Below are 17,141 nucleotides of genomic sequence, written 5' to 3'. Positions count from 1 at the left end.
CAAACCCCGTCCGAAAATCGTGGACCTCAGTGAGGTCGAGCCCAACGTCCGGCGAGGTGGCGATCTGCGCGCCATGCTCACCCCTGCCACGGTCGGCTCCACCAGCGGCTTCATGGGCGTGGCCATCGTGCAGCCCGGTGACCGCATCGGGGAGCACTACCACCCGTACTCCGAGGAGTTCGTCTACGTCGTCTGCGGGCAGCTGGAGGTGGACCTGGACGGTGAGCCGCACGCGCTGAGGCCCGAGCAGGGTCTGATGATCCCGGCCCACATGCGGCACCGTTTCCGCAACACCGGCAAGGTGGAGGCGCGGATCGTCTTCCACCTCGGTCCGCTGGCCCCGAGGCCGCAGCTGGGCCATGTCGACACCGAGGAGACGGAGGTCATCGGGGCTGCCGCGGTGATCACCGAGGCGGGTGCCGCGCACGCGGCCGACCGGGGTCGGGTTCGGTCATGACCCGGCGCGTGGCGGTCACTGGCATAGGCATCGTTGCTCCGGGCGGCATCGGCGTACCGGCATTCTGGGATCTGCTTGCCGACGGCCGGACCGCGACGCGGGGCATAACCTTCTTCGACCCCTCGGGGCTCAGGTCGCGGATCGCGGCGGAGTGCGACTTCGACCCGGCGGCGCACGGCCTGGACGCGGACCAGGCCGCCCGGGCGGACCGGTACATCCAGTTCGCCCTGGTCGCCGGGGAGGAGGCGGTCCGGGACTCGGGTCTCGACATGGCCCGGGAGGATCCCTGGCGGGTCGCGGTCTCGGTGGGCACCGCGGTCGGCGGCACCACCCGCCTGGAGCACGACTACGTCCTGGTCAGCAACCGCGGGCAGCGCTGGGACGTCGACGACCGCGAGGCGGAGCCGCATCTGCACCGGGCGTTCTCGCCCAGTACGGTGGCCTCCGCGGTGGCGGAACGTTTCGGCGCCCAGGGTCCGGTGCAGACCGTCTCCACCGGCTGCACCTCCGGCCTGGACGCGGTCGGGTACGCCTTCCACACCGTCGAGGAGGGCCGGGCCGACATCTGCATAGCTGGCGCGTCGGACTCGCCGATCTCCCCGATCACCATGGCGTGCTTCGACGCGATCAAGGCCACGTCCCCGAACAACGACGACCCGGCACACGCCTCCCGGCCCTTCGACAACAACCGTGACGGGTTCGTCATGGGCGAGGGCGGTGCGGTGCTCGTCCTGGAGGAGCTGGAACACGCACGGGCCCGTGGCGCGCACGTGTACTGCGAGCTGGGCGGCTACGCCACCTTCGGCAACGCCTACCACATGACCGGACTGACCAGCGAGGGCCTGGAGATGGCCCGGGCGATAGACACCGCGCTCGACCACGCCCGGCTCGACCCCACGGCGATCGACTACGTCAACGCGCACGGCTCCGGCACCCGGCAGAACGACCGCCACGAGACGGCGGCCGTGAAGCGGGCGCTCGGCCACCACGCCTACGACACCCCCATGAGCTCCATCAAGTCGATGGTGGGGCACTCCCTCGGGGCGATCGGGGCGATCGAGGTGGTCGCGTGTGTGCTGGCCCTGGCCAAGCAGGTCGTACCCCCTACCGCGAACTACGAGACCCCCGACCCCGAGTGCGACCTGGACTACGTCCCGCGCGTCGCCCGCGAACGGAAGCTGACCAGCGTCCTGTCCGTGGGCAGCGGGTTCGGAGGTTTCCAGTCCGCGGTGGTCCTGACCCGGACGAGGGACCGGACTAGGGAGAGGACAAGATGAGCGAACCGCATGACCGGCGCGCGGCCGTCACCGGCATCGGGGTGGTCGCGCCCAACGGCACCAGCACCGACACCTTCTGGAAGGCCACCCAGGGAGGTCTCAGCGTCCTCGACCGCATCACCCGCGAGGGCTGTGAGCACCTTCCGCTGAGGGTGGCCGGCGAGGTCCGCGCCTTCGATCCGGCGGTGACGATCGAGGAGCGGTTCCTCGTCCAGACCGACCGGTTCACGCACTTCGCCATGGCCGCGGCCGACTTCGCGCTGGACGACGCCCGGCTCGGGCAGGCCGACACCTCCGGGGAGCCGTACTCCATCGGTGTGGTCACCGCCGCCGGGTCCGGCGGCGGTGCGTTCGGCCAGCGCGAGCTGCAGCAGCTGTGGGGCAAGGGCAGCCGGTTCGTCGGCCCGTACCAGTCCATCGCCTGGTTCTACGCCGCGAGCACGGGACAGATCTCCATCCGCCGCAAGTTCAAGGGCCCCTGCTCGGTCGTCGCCTCCGACGAGGCCGGCGGTCTGGACGCCCTCGCGCACGCGGCGCGGGCGGTGCGGCGTGGCACCGATGTGATCGTGGCCGGCTCCACCGAGGCGCCGCTGGCGCCGTACTCGATGGTCTGCCAGCTCGGTTACGAGGAGCTGAGCCGTGAGGAGGACCCGACCCGCGCCTACCGCCCTTTCACGGACGCCGCCTGCGGCTTCGTGCCGGCGGAGGGCGGCGCCATGCTCGTGGTCGAGGCGGAGCGGTCCGCCCGCGAGCGCGGTGCGGACATCCGGGCCTTCGTCGCCGGGCATGCGGCCACCTTCACCGGTGCCTCCCGCTGGGCCGACTCCCAAGGCGGCCTGGCCCACGCCATCCAGCAGGCCCTGGACGAGGCCGGCTGCGCGCCCGAGGAGGTCGACGTCGTGTTCGCCGACGCCCTCGGGGTGCCGGAGGCGGACCGGGCCGAGGCTCTCGCGCTCGCCGACGCCCTCGGCGCGCACGGCACCCGGGTGCCGGTCACGGCGCCGAAGACCGGCATCGGCCGGGGCTACTGCGCGGCGCCCGTGCTGGACACCGCGGCGGCCGTGCTCGCGATGGAGCACGGGCTGATCCCGCCGACACCGAACGTCTTCGACGTCTGCCACGACCTCGACCTCGTGACCGGCCGCGCCCGCGTCGCCGAGCTGCGTACGGCGCTGGTGCTCAGCCGGGGACTCATGGGGTCGAACTCGGCGCTCGTGCTCCGGCACGGCGCCGTGAACGCCTAGCAGTACAGGAGGGAATCGCATGACCGCACAGATCACCGTGGAAGAACTGGCCGCGCTGATGAAGAAGGCCGCCGGGGTCACCGTGCCCCCGGACCTGCTGCTGGAGCAGGGCGAGTCGGGCTTCGACGCCCTCGGCGTCGACTCGCTCGGCCTGCTCGGCATCGTCGGCGAGCTGGAGAACACGCACGGCACCCCGATGCCGCCCGACGCGGAGCGCTGCAAGACGCCCCGGCAGTTCCTCGACCTGGTCAACAGCACTTTGATGGCAGGAGCCTGACATGGCAGGACACACACAGAACGAGATCACCATCGCCGCGCCGCTGGACCTGGTCTGGGACATGACCAACGACCTGGAGCGCTGGCCCCAGCTGTTCAGCGAGTACGCGTCCGTCGACGTCCTCTCCCGGGAGGGGAAGAAGACGACGTTCCGACTGACCATGCACCCGGACGACAACGGCGTCGTCTGGAGCTGGGTCTCCGAGCGCGAGCCCGACCGCGACACCCTCACCGTGCAGGCCCGCCGCGTCGAGACCGGCCCCTTCGCCCACATGGACATCCACTGGCGGTACGAGGAGGTCCCGGCCGGCACCCGGATGGTCTGGACGCAGGACTTCGCGATGAAGCCCGACGCCCCGGTCGACGACGAATGGATGACCGACAACATCAACCGGAACTCCAAGGTCCAGATGGCCCTCATCCGGGACAAGATCGAGAAGGCCGCCGCCGGACACCGGCCCGCACCGGCCCTGGCCGACTGAACCGGAAGAAGGAGCAGGCCCCATGCACCAGGCCCTGATCGTCGCCCGGATGGCCCCGGGCTCCGCACCCGGCATCGCGAAGGTGTTCGAGGAGTCCGACCGCGGAGAGCTGCCCCACCTCGTCGGTGTGGTGCGGCGCAGTCTCTTCCAGTTCGGCGACGTGTACATGCACCTCATCGAGTCCGAGCGCGAGCCGGGACCGGCCATCGCCAAGGTGACGAACCACCCCGAGTTCCGTGACATCAGCGAGCGCCTGCAGGCGTACGTCAGCGCGTACGACCCGGAGACCTGGAGGTCCCCCAAGGACGCGATGGCACACCGCTTCTACGTCTGGGAGCGCGACTGAGCCGTACGGCCCGTCCGGACGGCCACCGGCCGCCGGGCCCGCAGCGTCGCGGGCCCGGCGGCCGGTGCTCTGTACTTCTTCGTGTCACCCGGGCACGTGGCAGTCGAACGCGTGCAGATACGGGTTGACCGGCCGGATGTCCTCCACCTTGAGGCCCGCCGAGGTCAGCCTGCTCACCATGGAGTCGGTGGTGTGCTTGGCCCCGCCGACGTTGAGGAGCAGCAGCAGGTCCATGCCGGTGCTGAAGCGCATCGAGGGGGTGTCGTCCACCAGGTTCTCGATGACGACGACCCGGGTGCCGGGGCCGCCCGCCTCGACGACGTTGCGCAGCGTCCGGGCCGTGCTCTCGTCGTCCCACTCCAGGATGTTCTTGATGATGTAGACGTCGGCCTGGACCGGGATCGCCTCCCGGACGTCGCCGGGCACGATCCGCGCGCGGTGTGCGAGATCGCCGCCCTCGCGCAGCCGCGGCAGGGCGTTGTCCACCACCCGGGGCAGGTCGAGCAGACTGCCCCGCATCTCCGGGTACTTGTCCAGCAGGCACGCCACCACGTGCCCCTGGCCGCCGCCGACGTCCGCGACGGACCTGCTGCCGGACAGGTCCAGCAGGGCAGCCACCTCCCGTGCCGACTGCTCGCTGGAACGGGTCATTGCGCGGTTGAAGACGTCCGCGGACTCGGGGGCGTCCTCGTTGAGGTAGGTGAAGAACTCCTTGCCGTAGAGGTCCTCCACGACGTTCCTGCCGGTGCGCACCGCCTCGTCCAGCTTGGGCCAGGCGTCCCAGGTCCACGGCTCGGTGCACCACAGGGCGATGGCGCGCAGGCTGTTCGGGTCGTCCTCGCGCAGCAGCCGGGAGGTCTCGGTGTGCACGAAGGTGCCGTCCGGCTGTTCGGCGAAGACGCCGTAGCAGGACAGGGCGCGCAGCAGCCGGCGCAGCGGCTTCGGTTCGGTCTTCACCGCAGCCGCGAGGTCCTCGACGGCCATCGGCGCGTTGTCGAGGGCGTCGGCGACGCCCAGCCGGGCCGCCGCCCGGACGGCGGCGGCACAGGCCGCGCCGAACACGAGTTCGCGCAGCCGCATGGGTGGCGGTGGGGCTGTTTCAGCGGACGTCATGTGCCGCCCTCTCTTTCTTCGGCGTTCGTCGGTTCAGCAGGGGCGGTGCGAGTGCGGTCAGCACAGGCCCGCGGGCTTGGAGGCCCGGCAGGAGTTGTGCTGGAAGGCGTTGCTCTTGCCGGTCTCGGTGTTGACCAGGTCCGCCGGGGAGTTGTTCGCGAGCATGTTGTCGCTGACCCGGTTCTTGTCGCCGGTGGCGCCCACGAAGCTCTTGAACAGCACGATGCCGCCCGACAGCGGGGACGTGCCCGAGTGGTCGGTGACCAGGTTCCCGGTGACCGTGACCTGCTCGGTGCCGGTCAGGACGATGCCGGAGCCCTGGAGGGCGGGCAGCCGTTCGGTCTTCGGGCAGGACTTGTTGTTCTTGACGACGCGGTTGGCGGCCACTTCCAGGGCGCCGGCCTTGGGCTTGTTCTCGTCCCCGACGACGAGCACCCCGGCGCAGTTGCCGGTGACGTAGTTCTCCGCAACGGCGAGGTTGCGCAGCCTGCGCACGGTGACGCCGATCCGGTTGCCCTCCAGGCGGTTGCGCGCGACCAGCGTCTGCCCGGCGTCGTAGGCGCCCGCCTCCTCGTTGATGGTGTTGGCGAGGAACAGGCCCGCGTCGCCGTTGTCGTGCGCGTAGTTGTGCAGGAGCTGCCCGTGCACGGACCGCTCCTGGGCGATGCCCCACACGCCGTTCTTGTAGGCGTGCACCCGGCGGACGGTCATGGTGTCCGTCGCCATGCCGAACACACCGGTCTTGCTGAAGCCGGTCACGGCCAGGTCCTCGACGGTGACACCCTCGATGTTCTCGGTCTTGGTGCCCAGCACGCAGATGCCGGTGCCGTGCTCGGCGCAGCTGTTGGCCGCCTTGTCCGAGGTCTTCTTGTTGACGGGCTTGATCACCGTCCCGGGGCCCACGCCTCGCAGGGTCAGCCCGGGCGTCATGATCTTGACACTCTCGTGGTAGGTGCCGCCGAGCACGAGCACGGTGTCTCCGGACCGCGCGGCGTCCACCGCCTTCTGGATGGACTCACCCGGGCGGACCAGCAGGGTCTGGTGTGCGGCCGCGGCGGGAGCCGCGCCCGGTCCCGCGCCCACGAGGGCCGCGGTACAGGCGAGATATGCGACGTGACATCTCTTCATATCGCGTACCGTATGACCGTTTAATCCGGTAGTGCCCGGATAGTCCATCCGGCGGCGTGTCAGCCGCCGCGCAGCTCCTGCCCGATCGCCGGCTGCACGCCTCCTCAGCTCATCCGGTCATACTGACGTGCGTGAACCGGGTCATCCGATTTCGGCGTGGGCTCCGGGCGGTCGCGGCCTATGTCCGCAGGGCCCCGGGCGTCACGGCCTACGTCCGCAGCGCCCCGGGCACCTATGTCTGGCTGCTGATCCTGTTCGTCACCACCGTCGCCCTGCACCACATGTCGCCGGAGTTCGAGGAGGACTTCCTGCGGCAGCGGTCGACCAACATCCACGAGCTGTCGCAGAACCCGGTACGGGTGCTGATCACCAGCGCGATGTGGATCGACAGCGGGCACTGGCTGCCGTACGCCGTCCTGTACACCGTCTTCCACGCCCAGGCCGAACGCTGGCTCGGCACCCTGCGCTGGCTCGCGGTGTGCGTGGCCGCGCACGTGCTCGCCACGCTGATCAGCGAGCTGGCCCTGCTGAAGGCGATCCACGACGGCATGGCCCCGCACTCCGCGGTCAACACCCTGGACATCGGCGTGAGTTACGCCCTGGCGGGCGTGGCGGCGGTGCTCACCTACCGGATCGCGGCGCCCTGGCGGTACCTGTACCTGGTGGTCCTGTTCGCGATCTACACGGTCCCGCTCGCCACCAGCCGCACCTTCACCGACTTCGGGCACTTCCTGTCCGTACTGATCGGCCTGGCGTGCTATCCGCTGGCCAGAGGCCGCGGCAGAGCATGGGACCCGAAGGAGACCCTGGCCGCGCTGCGGCGCATCACGACCGCCTCGTCGAGCGGCGGACCGACCGGCTGACGCGGTGGAGCCGCCCCTCACCCCGGCGCCGCGGACGCCGGGTTGCCCTGGTGGGTGAACGCGGCCCAGTGGTGCAGACGGTGGAGGTCGGGGCGGGTGGCCTCGCGGCGCAGGAGGCCGTCGAGGGTGTGCGGGACCTTGCGGTGCGGGTTGAGCATCCACAGCTGGGCGGCGCGCAGGGCGTCGGGCGGGGCCAGCCCGCCGACGGTGAGGTGATGGTGGAAGACGGCCATCATCACGGCGGTGGCACTGTCGTGCACGGCCCAGCGGGACCCCACGACGTCGGCGGCGCCACCCGTGACCAGCGCGGTGGCGAGGGTCAGCGCCTCGTCGTGGTGGCGCGTGCTCAGGTCGGTCTCGCAGGCGCTGAGTACGACCAGCGGGCCCGCGGTGTCCGGCCGGCGGCCGTACGCGCCGTCGAGGATGCCGGCCACGGTGAGCCGGCCGGCGTCCTCGCCCGCGCCGGGCGGACCGGCCAGCCACAGCGCGGAGTCGGTGGGGCGCGGCGCGGCGACGGCGTGGCAGGACAGGTGCACCACGGACGCCGGTGATGCGCCGCCGGGCAGCGCCGCGAGCAGCTCCTCCGGCGTGCCCGCGGCGTCCGGCAACTCGTCCGTGGTGACGAACTCGCCGTAGCGGAGCGCGTCGGGGTAGCAGCCGGCCCGCAGCGCGGCCGTCTCCACCTCGGCCCACGGCAGGGTCAGCTCCGGGTCGGCGACGAGCACCTGCTGGCCGGCGGTGGGAGGCATGCGGCGACGGGCGGCTGCGGCCAGGAAGTGGGCGCCGGAGGAGGCGTAGCTGAGAACGGCCGCCTCGCACGCGTACCGGTGGCCGCGCTCGCCGTCGTCCGGGAAGCGTGCAGCGTGCCACGGCACGATACCGAGTTCGCCGCAGGGCACCAGTACGATCCGCGCCGGCCGGACCGCCGGCTCCACGCCTACGGCCACGAGCACCGGGCCCATCACCGCCTTCCAGGCCCAGTCGCACAGGTCGCCCAGCGCGGCCTGCCAGTGCCCCTCCCAGGCGGCCCGCCACGAAGAGTGCAGGTCCGGGTCGGCGAGCGCCCGGGAGCGGCCCGCCGCGGCGTCGAGGTAGCGCTCCAGCGGCGGGCTGCCCGGGGCCTCCATCTCCGGCAGGGGAAGGATGAGGGGAGCGGCGCCCGGGCGCAGGATCAGCGCGTGGCCGAGCCGTGGGTCGTTGGACAGGGGAGCACCGGGCACCAGGTAGACCAGCGCGTCCGTGCCCGTGGCGGCGAGCCCGTCCGTCAACTGGGCCACGTCCGCCGCGCCCACCAACTGCCGGGCGGCCGACCCCTCCCCGGCACCGGGGTGGATGCCCAGCGCGGACAGTGCCCTGCGTCGCAGCGCGCCCGGGATCGGCGGGCCGTCGGCCGACGAGGGCGGTGCGTCGCCGGTCCGGGTCCGCAGCGGGTCCGTGGGGACCTGGGCGCGCCACTGCCGGGCCAGCGCGTGCCGGCCGGCGTCGTCGAGCAGCTCGGGGATGCTCCGGGCGGCGGAGGCGGCCTGCAGCACCAGGGCACGCCCCATCTCCAGATCGGCCACCGCGTCGGCCGGCCGGCCGAGCCGGAAGTCGACGAACGCCAGCCGCCGCGTCAGCTGGGCCCCGTTGAGGGCCGCCGACAGGCCGTGGTCGGCGCCGAGTTGGAGCAGGACGCCGGCGGCCAGTTCGGCCAGCGCCTCACGGGTGATCCGTACGAACGCCAGCAAGTCCTCGGCGACCTGCGGGCCGCGTCGGGCGGTGCGAATGATGTGGGCCTCGGCCAGAATCCTCAGGAGGTCCACGCGCCGATGTGTGCCACGCCCTTCGGCGAGCAGTGCGCGGACGCGGGTCAGCTCGGTGATGGCTTCGTCCAGCAGCGCCGGGTCCTTCTCACCACGCACAACGGCGAGTTGCAGCCGTAGGCCGAGCTGGGCGCGCAGGTCGTACTCCTGCCCGTGATAGGCCTCCGGTCCGTCGAGCCGCCGGCGGATCTCGGCGACGTCGCGTTCCAGGGCCGCTCGCTCCTCGGCGGGGTCTGCCGCCTCGGCCGCTCCGGGCGCCTCGCGCTCGGTGTCCGGCTGTGCGTCCGCGCGCAGCTTGTCGAGCCGGTCCAACCGCTTCGCCACCTGGTCGCGCCACTCGCTGTCCGCCGGCAGGGCGGCGTGCCGGCCTCGGAGCTCCTCGCTCAGGCGCGGCAGCGCCTCGTGGTCTCCGGTGCGTTCCGCGCGCCGCAGCTCGCCGTCGGCGAGGGAGAGCGTGAAGTCGAGGGCCAGCGGTGCGTCGGGTGGCAGAGAGCCCTCGCGTTCCAGGGCGGCGCCCAGCCAGCGCATGGCGGCCAGGGAGACGTCGGCGTCGTGGAGGATGTCGCCGTGCGAGGCGGCTGCCTCCACGATCTCGGCCAGCTCCACCCGCAGGGCCGTGGCCCACCACGAGTCCGCGGGGCTCGCGTCGAGCGCCTCCTTGAGCAGGGTGGCGGCGTCCTCCAGGTAGCCGGGATCGCCGGTTCGTTGAGCCAGGAAATGGTCGTTCATGGCCGCGGAGCGCCGCTCGCGAATGCCGAGGTGGGAGACGAAGTCCTGTAGATGGCTGTCGAGATAGTCGAAGAAGCCGGGCTCCACGGGGAAGCTAATCGGCCACTCGTCGAGGCGGTCGCCGCCGTCGTCCGGTTCCGGCACGGGCCGCTCCACCGTGCCGAAGTCGACCGAACCGGGCTCCCTGAACTCCACTATGACGAGCAGGTAGGCGTGGAGCCTGGCGACCCGGGCCCGCTCGGGTGCGTCCGGCGGCAACGCGCGCAGCGCACGCAGCACCAGGTCGGCGGCGCGGCGGATGCCGTCGGTGCCGGCTGCCCTGCCGGCGCCGGCCTTGCGCAGCAGCGCCGCGGCTTCCGGGTCCACCAGGTCCTCGCCGAAACCGGTTCGCCCGTCGTCCTTGGGATGCAACTTGGTGTTCAGCCAGACCAGGACGCGGGTGAACTGCGGCGTGCTGCGTGAGCCGGCCAGGGCCACCAGGCCGCGGACGGCGTCGAGCAGCGCGTCCTCGGGGGCGATGGCCTCATCGGGGGCGTCGGTGTCCTGGGCGCTGTCGGGCGCGGCGGCCGCACCCGTGGCGGCTGCTTCGATGGCCGCCCCTGCCCTCTCCGCCGCTGCCGTCTCCGCTGTCGCCCCGGGGGAAGCCCCGCCGGGGGTGAGCATCAGCTCGAGGTCCCGCTTGACGCACGCGGTCTGCTTCTGGAGCTCCGGGTCGAGCGGGGCCGCGGCGATGCGGTCGACCACCTCCAGGGCCTCCGTGATGTCCCGGCGCAACGACTCGGTCAGCACCCGTTCGTCGGCGGCGGAGAGCAGCGCCTCCTGAAGGGCGGTGCGGGTGCCGTCGGCGCGGGGCAGGGCAAAGGGCACGAGGAGGAAGATCAGCATCATGCGGGCCTGCACCACGAGCAGGCTGTCCAGCGGCCCCCTGCGGTCCGCCCACCGCAGGCGCCGTAGCGCCTCCGTTCGCTCGCTGGAACCGGACGACGCGGTTTCTTCCCTGCTCAGGCAACACGCGCCGAGCACGAGGCCCAGGTGGATGATGACGAAAGGTAGGAATTCCTCCTCGTTCCGTTCGGTCAGCGCGACCTCCGCGCTGACGAGCCGCTCGCCCACCGGCGTCAACGTCTCGGCGGGCGGCCAGTGCTCCGCGAGGTCCAGCAGCCGTCGGGCCTCCCGGACGGCGTCCTCCGCCTCCCTCCGCAATTCCGCCAACCCGGTGCCGTCGTCGTCCGGTCGAACCTCGCTGCCCATCGGCTCCCCCGCCGTGCGCGTGCCTCGCCCCGTAGGACCCACTTCCTCTCAGTCTCCAGGAACGGTTAACGTCCGCGCATGACAAGCACGCCAAGCGGTGTCGTCAACGGCGGCATCTCCTTCTGGTACGCGGACGACGGTCTTCCGGCGGTGCGGGAGCCGCTTCCCGGGGACGCGTCCGCCGACGTCGTCATCGTCGGCGGCGGCTACACGGGGCTGTGGACCGCGTACTACCTCAAGAAGGCCGCCCCCTTCCTCCGGATCACCGTTCTGGAGCAGAAGTTCTGCGGCTACGGCGCCTCCGGCCGCAACGGCGGCTGGCTGTACAACGGCATCGCGGGCCGCGACCGGTACGCGAAGCTGCACGGTCACGAGGCCGCCGTACGGCTGCAGAAGGCGATGAACGACACCGTGGCCGAGGTCGTCGCGGTCGCCGAGGCCGAGTGCATCGACGCCGACGTGCACCGCGGCGGGGTGCTGGAAGTGGCGACCACGCCCGCCCAGCTGGCCCGGCTGAAGGCATTCCACGAGCACGAACTGTCGTACGGCGAGAAGGACCGCGAGCTGTACGGCGCCCGGCAGACCGCCGAGCGGATCAGGGTGGCCGGCGCGGTCGGCTCGACCTGGACCCCGCACGGGGCCCGGCTGCACCCCGTGAAGCTGGTGAAGGGCCTCGCGGCGGCCGTCGAGGCGCTCGGCGTCACCATCCACGAGTCGACCCCGGTCACCGAGATCCGCCCCAAGCACGCCGTGACCCCCTACGGCACGGTCCGCGCCCCCTACATCCTGCGCTGCACGGAGGGCTTCACCGCCTCCCTGAAGGGCCAGCGGCGCACCTGGCTGCCGATGAACTCCTCGATGATCGCCACCGAGCCGCTCACCGACGAGCAGTGGTCGGCCGTCGGCTGGGACGGCCGGGAGACGCTGGGCGACATGGCGCACGCCTACATGTACGCGCAGCGCACGGCCGACGGGCGGATCGCGCTCGGCGGGCGCGGGGTGCCGTACCGCTTCGGTTCGCGCACCGACAACGACGGCCGCACCCAGCCGGAGACGATCGAGGCCCTGCGGGAGATCCTGACCCGCTTCTTCCCCGCCCTCGCGGGCGTGCGCGTCGAGTACGCGTGGTCCGGTGTCCTCGGTGTCCCGCGCGACTGGTGCGCCACGGTCACCCTCGACCGGGCCACCGGCCTCGGCTGGGCGGGCGGCTACGTCGGCTCGGGCGTCGCCACCACCAACCTCGCCGCCCGCACCCTGCGCGACCTCGTCCAGCAGGACTCCGGCCAGGCCGGCCGCACCGAGCTGACCGACCTGCCCTGGGTGAACCACAAGGTCCGCAAGTGGGAGCCGGAACCCTTCCGCTGGCTCGGCGTCCAGGGCATGTACGCCACCTACCGCGCGGCCGACCGGCGTGAACTCCTCCACCCGGGCACGCAGTCCTCCCGCCTGGCACAGGTTGCGGACCGGGTGGCGGGGCGCCACTGAGGTATCCGGGGCTGACCCGCGCCGCACGGACCACGGGTGAGGGGGAGGGCGGCCGTCGGCCACCCTCCCCCTCGACGGTTGCGGCGCGAGGCGCGGCGGGTCAGGCCGCCGGCTCCGCCACCCGCGCCCCGGCCCGTGCGCCGTGCCCGGGTGCCTTGGCCGTGACCAGCAGGCCCGCGACCAGGCCGGCGAGGAGCATGATGCCGGCGGCCCACCAGATGGCGACCGTGTAGCCGTGCACCACGCCCTCCGGGACCACGGTGGCCTTGTCGGCCGGGCTGTGCAGATGGGCTGCGAGGTAGGCGGTGGTGCTGGTGGTGGCGATGGTGTTGAGCAGGGCCGTACCGATCGAGCCGCCCACCTGCTGGGCGGTGTTGACGGTGGCCGAGGTGACGCCGGAGTCGCGCTCGGGGACGCCGGCGGTGGCGGTGGCGAACACCGGCATGAAGGTCAGGCCCATGCCGAGGCCCATCAGGAGCAGCGAGGGCAGGATCTCGGTGGTGTAGGAGGAGGCGACGGTCATCCGGGTCAGCAGGAGCAGGCCGGAGGCGGCGATGAGCGTGCCGGGCACCATGAGCACGCGCGGGGCCACCCGGTGCAGCAGGCGGGCCGATATCTGGGTCGAGCCGGTGATCACCGCCGCGGTCAGCGGGAGGAAGGCCAGGCCCGCCTTCATCGGCGAGTAGCCGAGGATGACCTGCAGGTAGTAGGTCATGAACAGGAACAGCCCGAACATGCCGATCACCGCGAGCATCATGGTCAGGAAGCAGCCCGCGCGGTTGCGGTCCTTGACGATGCGCAGCGGGAGCAGCGGGCTCGGGGCGCGGTTCTGCCACCAGACGAACGCGATGAGCAGGACGACACCGCCCGCGAACAGGCCGAGCACCAGCGGGTCGGTCCAGCCGCGCGGCTCGGCCTCGCTGAAGCCGTAGACGATCGCGACGAGTCCGCCGCAGCCGAGCAGGACGCCGGGTACGTCGAGGCGGGCGTCGGTGCGGCCGGGGCGGTCGTGCAGCAGGGCGAAGGCGCCGAGGACCGCGGCGATGGCGATGGGCACGTTGACGTACAGGCACCAGCGCCAGTTCAGGTACTCGGTGAGCAGACCGCCGACGATGAACCCGATCGCCGAGCCGCTGCCGGCCAGGGCGCCGTAGATGCCGAAGGCCTTGCTGCGTTCGCGCGGGTCGGTGAACGTCGTGGTCAGCAGGCTCAGCGCGGAGGGCGCGAGGACGGCGGCGAAGACACCTTGCAGGGCGCGGGCGCCGAAGAGCATGCCGGGGCCGGTGGCCGCTCCGCCCAGCGCGGAGGCGGCCGCGAAGCCGACGAGCCCGATGACGAAGGTCCGCTTGCGGCCGACGAGGTCCGCGATCCGGCCGCCGAGCAGCAGGAGTCCGCCGAAGGCCAGGGTGTAGGCGGTGATCACCCACTGCCGGTTGCCGTCGGTCATCCCCAGGTCGTGCTGTGCCGAGGGCAGTGCGATGTTCACGATCGTCGCGTCCAGCACCACCATCAGCTGGGCGAGAGCGATGACGACCAGGCCCCACCAGCGGTGGGGACCGGCTCCTTCGGCTCCGGCCGGCGCCGACGGGGCGTCACCCGTTCGGCCGATACCCATCTCGTCAGAAGACCACGAATCAGGGCGTATCGCATCCGCGTGCAGGGCCTTGCCGTGCTTGGGCCTCATGGCTCCAGCACCACCTTTCCGATCGTGCCGCGGTTCTCCAGCGCCCGGTGTGCCGCGGCCGCCTCGCAGAGGGGGAAACGGGTGACGGCCGGGCGCAGGCGGCCCTGGCCGGCCTCGGTGAGGGCGCGCAGTTCGAGGGCGCGCAGACCGCCGGCCTTCTGCAGCATCGCCGGGCCGAGGACCGACTCGGAGAGCCCGTCGACGAAGTGGCCCCGGGCGCCCTCCCCGATGCCCTCCGCCGACCAGCCGAAGACGAGATGCCGGCCGCTGGGCCCGAGCAGCGCCACGGCCTCCCGGGCGACCGCGCCGCCGACGCCGTCGTAGACGATCGAAGCGGGCCGGCCGGCGAGATGGGCGCGGACCCTGGCCGGCCAGGCGGTGTCGTTGTAGTCGACGGCGAGGTCGGCGCCGTCGGCCCGCACGTGGGCGGTCTTCTCCGGCCCGCCCGCGAGGCCGATCACCGTCGCTCCGGCGTTCTTGGCGTACTGCACGAGCAGGGTGCCGATGCCGCCGGCGGCCGCCGGTACGACGACCACGTCGTCCGGGCCCGGCTCGGCGAACTGCGCGATCCCCAGCGCCGTACGCCCCGTACCGATCATGGCGACGGCCTCGGCGAAGCCCAGTCCTTCCGGGATCTCGTGCAGGCGTTCGGCGGCGGTGACGGCGAGTTCGGCGTACCCTCCGGGCGCGAAGCCCAGGTGGGCGACCACCCGCCGGCCGAGCCACGTCTTCTCCACACCGTCGCCGACGGCGTCCACGACCCCCGCGACCTCACGGCCGGGGACGGTCGGCAGCGCGAGCGGTTCGGGCAGCGGACCCTGCTGACCCTCGCGCAGGGCCGTGTCGAGGAGGTGCACCCCGGCCGCCGCGACGGCGATCCGCACCTCGCCGGGCCCCGGGACCGGGTCCGCGGCCTCTTCATAGGTCAGGTTCTCGGCCGGTCCGAAGGCGTACAGGCGCACGGCGTGCATGGGACCCCCCAGTGATCGTGTCTCCGTCTCCGGAGGCCACTTTTCAACCTCAAGCATGCTTGAGGTCAAGGACGGTCCGGCCGAGGATCAGCGACACCGCGGTGACCGCGCTGTTGAAGGACACCTCCGACAGCACGCCCGGCGCCGCCACCTGGTCGCCGGCCAGGTAGACGCCGTCGCCGCGGTCCACCGAGGGCCGGTCCCGCCAGCTGGTCCCCGGCAGGTCCACGGCCCCCGTACGGCCCTCCGCCACGGACTCCCGGCGCCAGGTGACCCGCTCCCGCCAGCCCTCGAAGGCCAGGTCGAGCAGCTCCTCGGCGCGGGCGAGACCGCCGGCGCGCGGCTCGCCGGGCCCGATCGGGATCTGCCCCTGGATCAGCTGCTCGCCGGCCGGGGCGAGGGTCCGGTCCTGCGCGGTGAACCGCTCGATCCAGCCGGGCGCGTCCAGGTCGGAGACGGCGAAGGCGTCCCCGCGCCGGGTGCGCAGGGCGAGGTCGAGCAGGACGGTACGGCCGCCGGGCCAGGTCAGCGAGTCGTCGCCGAGCAGCCGCCGGGCGGCGGACAGGGAGGTGGCGACGACCACGGGGGTGTCGGTCGGCAGGGTGTCGACGCGGGACAGCGTCTCGATCCGCACGCCGAGGTTCCAGGCCCGCGCGGCCATCCGGTCGATGAGGCTCGCCCAGCCGCCGCGTGGATAGTGCGCCTCGGGTGGCAGCTTGGTGGCCCGGCGCAGCCGCTCCTGCACGAAGGCGGCGGACAGGGCGCCCGGGTCGTGGTGGAAGAGGGCGACGGCGGAGTAGTTCGCCGCCGCCCGGGCGCCCTCCTCACCGGCTATGCCGGTCGCCCAGCTGAGGAAGTCGCTGTCGACGGGGGCCTGGCGGACGCTGGGGCGCAGCAGCTTGAGCAGCGCGAAGGGCGGGGTGCGGCGCAGGACGCCGTGGTGACGCAGCCGCAGCCGGGCCGCCTCCAGGGGCGGGAGCGGGGCGAGCGGCCCGATCAGGTCCCGCTGTTTGAGCCAGGTCCAGTGCGGGCCGCCGTTGTAGAGGGCGTGCGGGCCCTCGTTCGTCCGGTACGGCGCCTCGGCGGTGCGAGCCCGGCCGCCCAGGGTGTGGTGGGCCTCGTACACGGTGACCTCGGCGCCTGCCTCGGCGGCCGTGATGGCGGCGGTGAGCCCCGCGAAGCCGCCGCCGACGACGGTGATGCGATGCATGGGGTGCGCTCTCCCTCGGGTCGGTTCACCTTCCGCATATACGACCGAACAGGACCCGGAAATGTGACATCGGCCCGGCGCGGATCCGAAGTCCGCAGCTCAGGCGGGTTGTCAGTGGCGGGGTGCAGCATGGGGCCATGGCGAGGAGAGCGACGGGCACGAACAGGGCGGGGGTCAAGGGCGCACGGCGGCCGGAGCTGCGGCTGCCGCCCCTGGAACCCTGGACGGACGGGGAGTTGGCGCCGGACGGTGACTACGACGGGCTGGAGTTCCGAGAGGCGGACCTGGCCGGGCAGGACGGCGCGGGCGCCCGCTTCCTGGACTGCGCGCTGACGGGCTGCGCGGTGGACGAGACGGCACTGGGCCGGGCCCGTTTCCTGGACTCGGTCCTCACCGGCCTGCGGGGCGTCGGCACCCACCTCGCCGAGTCCACGCTCCGCGACGTCGAGCTGATCGACCCCCGCCTCGGCGGCACTCAGCTCCACGGCGCCGTCCTGGAGCGGGTCGTGATCCGCGGCGGCAAGATCGACTACCTCAACCTGCGCGAGGCCCGCCTCAAGGACGTGGTCTTCGACTCCTGCGTCCTGGTCGAGCCGGACTTCGCGGGCGCCCGCCTGGAGCGGGTCGAGTTCCTCGACTGCGCCCTGAAGGAGGCCGACTTCAGCGGTGCGACCCTGAAGGACGTGGACCTGCGCGGGGCCGCTCCGCTGGAGATCGTCCGGGGCCTGGACCGGCTGAAGGGGGCGGTGATCAGCACCGGGCAGCTGCTCGATCTGGCGCCGGTGCTGGCGGGGGAGCTGGGGATCCGGGTGGAGGACTGAGC

General features: G+C 72.5%; 15 protein-coding genes. 9 read left to right on the top strand and 6 right to left on the bottom strand.

The window, feature by feature from the left end:
• Nucleotides 1-19 precede the first annotated feature (19 nt).
• Genes ACFY3C_RS31430 through ACFY3C_RS31405 form a run of 6 tightly spaced genes read left to right on the top strand, consistent with a single transcriptional unit; the run spans nucleotide 20 to nucleotide 4,082 of the window.
• Entirely contained in the window at nucleotides 20-457 is a 438-nt protein-coding gene (locus ACFY3C_RS31430) for a cupin domain-containing protein (RefSeq protein WP_386573870.1), read from the top strand.
• Entirely contained in the window at nucleotides 454-1,734 is a 1,281-nt protein-coding gene (locus ACFY3C_RS31425) for a beta-ketoacyl-[acyl-carrier-protein] synthase family protein (protein ID WP_386573691.1), read from the top strand. Before ACFY3C_RS31430 ends, ACFY3C_RS31425 begins: the two co-directional genes overlap by 4 nt.
• Nucleotides 1,731-2,978: a beta-ketoacyl synthase N-terminal-like domain-containing protein gene (locus ACFY3C_RS31420; protein WP_390773172.1), complete on the top strand. Its 1,248-nt coding sequence runs from the start codon at nucleotides 1,731-1,733 to the stop codon at nucleotides 2,976-2,978. The genes ACFY3C_RS31425 and ACFY3C_RS31420 overlap by 4 nt, the downstream gene beginning before the upstream one ends.
• A 19-nt stretch (nucleotides 2,979-2,997) precedes the next feature.
• Entirely contained in the window at nucleotides 2,998-3,255 is a 258-nt protein-coding gene (locus ACFY3C_RS31415; RefSeq protein ID WP_390773171.1) for an acyl carrier protein, read from the top strand.
• Nucleotide 3,256: 1 nt separating this feature from the next.
• Entirely contained in the window at nucleotides 3,257-3,736 is a 480-nt protein-coding gene (locus ACFY3C_RS31410; protein WP_390773170.1) for an SRPBCC family protein, read from the top strand.
• Nucleotides 3,737-3,758: 22 nt separating this feature from the next.
• Entirely contained in the window at nucleotides 3,759-4,082 is a 324-nt protein-coding gene (locus ACFY3C_RS31405; RefSeq protein WP_386573687.1) for a TcmI family type II polyketide cyclase, read from the top strand.
• Between the two features lie 84 nt (nucleotides 4,083-4,166).
• On the opposite strand, the gene ACFY3C_RS31400 is transcribed toward ACFY3C_RS31405, so the two are convergent.
• On the bottom strand, nucleotides 4,167-5,195 hold the full coding sequence (locus tag ACFY3C_RS31400) for a methyltransferase (RefSeq protein ID WP_386573685.1): 1,029 nt from the start codon (nucleotides 5,193-5,195) through the stop codon (nucleotides 4,167-4,169).
• A gap of 57 nt (nucleotides 5,196-5,252) precedes the next feature.
• On the bottom strand, nucleotides 5,253-6,323 hold the full coding sequence (locus ACFY3C_RS31395; protein ID WP_386573683.1) for a nitrous oxide reductase family maturation protein NosD: 1,071 nt from the start codon (nucleotides 6,321-6,323) through the stop codon (nucleotides 5,253-5,255).
• Between the two features lie 143 nt (nucleotides 6,324-6,466).
• Here ACFY3C_RS31395 and ACFY3C_RS31390 point away from each other — a divergent pair, with 143 nt between their 5' ends.
• Nucleotides 6,467-7,186, top strand: coding sequence for a rhomboid-like protein (locus ACFY3C_RS31390; RefSeq protein WP_390773292.1), 720 nt, complete (start codon nucleotides 6,467-6,469; stop codon nucleotides 7,184-7,186).
• Nucleotides 7,187-7,203: 17 nt separating this feature from the next.
• Here ACFY3C_RS31390 and ACFY3C_RS31385 read toward each other — a convergent pair whose 3' ends face one another.
• Entirely contained in the window at nucleotides 7,204-10,968 is a 3,765-nt protein-coding gene (locus tag ACFY3C_RS31385) for a CHAT domain-containing protein (RefSeq protein WP_390773169.1), read from the bottom strand.
• A 78-nt stretch (nucleotides 10,969-11,046) separates the two neighbouring features.
• Between ACFY3C_RS31385 and ACFY3C_RS31380 the strand changes: the two genes are divergently transcribed.
• A complete protein-coding gene (locus tag ACFY3C_RS31380; RefSeq protein ID WP_390773168.1) occupies nucleotides 11,047-12,453 on the top strand; it encodes an NAD(P)/FAD-dependent oxidoreductase in 1,407 nt (468 codons plus the stop codon).
• 100 nt (nucleotides 12,454-12,553) lie between these two features.
• On the opposite strand, the gene ACFY3C_RS31375 is transcribed toward ACFY3C_RS31380, so the two are convergent.
• From ACFY3C_RS31375 to ACFY3C_RS31365, 3 genes are all read right to left on the bottom strand, one after another.
• Nucleotides 12,554-14,068 carry an MFS transporter gene (locus tag ACFY3C_RS31375; RefSeq protein WP_390773291.1) on the bottom strand — a complete coding sequence of 505 codons (1,515 nt, stop codon included), beginning with the start codon at nucleotides 14,066-14,068 and terminating at the stop codon, nucleotides 12,554-12,556.
• Nucleotides 14,069-14,133: 65 nt separating this feature from the next.
• A complete protein-coding gene (locus ACFY3C_RS31370; RefSeq protein ID WP_390773167.1) occupies nucleotides 14,134-15,108 on the bottom strand; it encodes a zinc-binding dehydrogenase in 975 nt (324 codons plus the stop codon).
• A 49-nt stretch (nucleotides 15,109-15,157) separates the two neighbouring features.
• Nucleotides 15,158-16,318 carry an NAD(P)-binding protein gene (locus tag ACFY3C_RS31365; RefSeq protein ID WP_386573679.1) on the bottom strand — a complete coding sequence of 387 codons (1,161 nt, stop codon included), beginning with the start codon at nucleotides 16,316-16,318 and terminating at the stop codon, nucleotides 15,158-15,160.
• 137 nt (nucleotides 16,319-16,455) lie between these two features.
• Here ACFY3C_RS31365 and ACFY3C_RS31360 point away from each other — a divergent pair, with 137 nt between their 5' ends.
• Complete coding sequence (locus ACFY3C_RS31360; RefSeq protein WP_390773166.1) at nucleotides 16,456-17,139, top strand: pentapeptide repeat-containing protein; 684 nt, start codon at nucleotides 16,456-16,458, stop codon at nucleotides 17,137-17,139.
• Nucleotides 17,140-17,141: the final 2 nt, after the last annotated feature.

The sequence above is a fragment of the Streptomyces sp. NPDC001410 genome (genome assembly GCF_042895235.1).
Taxonomy (GTDB): domain Bacteria; phylum Actinomycetota; class Actinomycetes; order Streptomycetales; family Streptomycetaceae; genus Streptomyces.
This window is presented reverse-complemented; position numbering and strand designations above follow the sequence as displayed.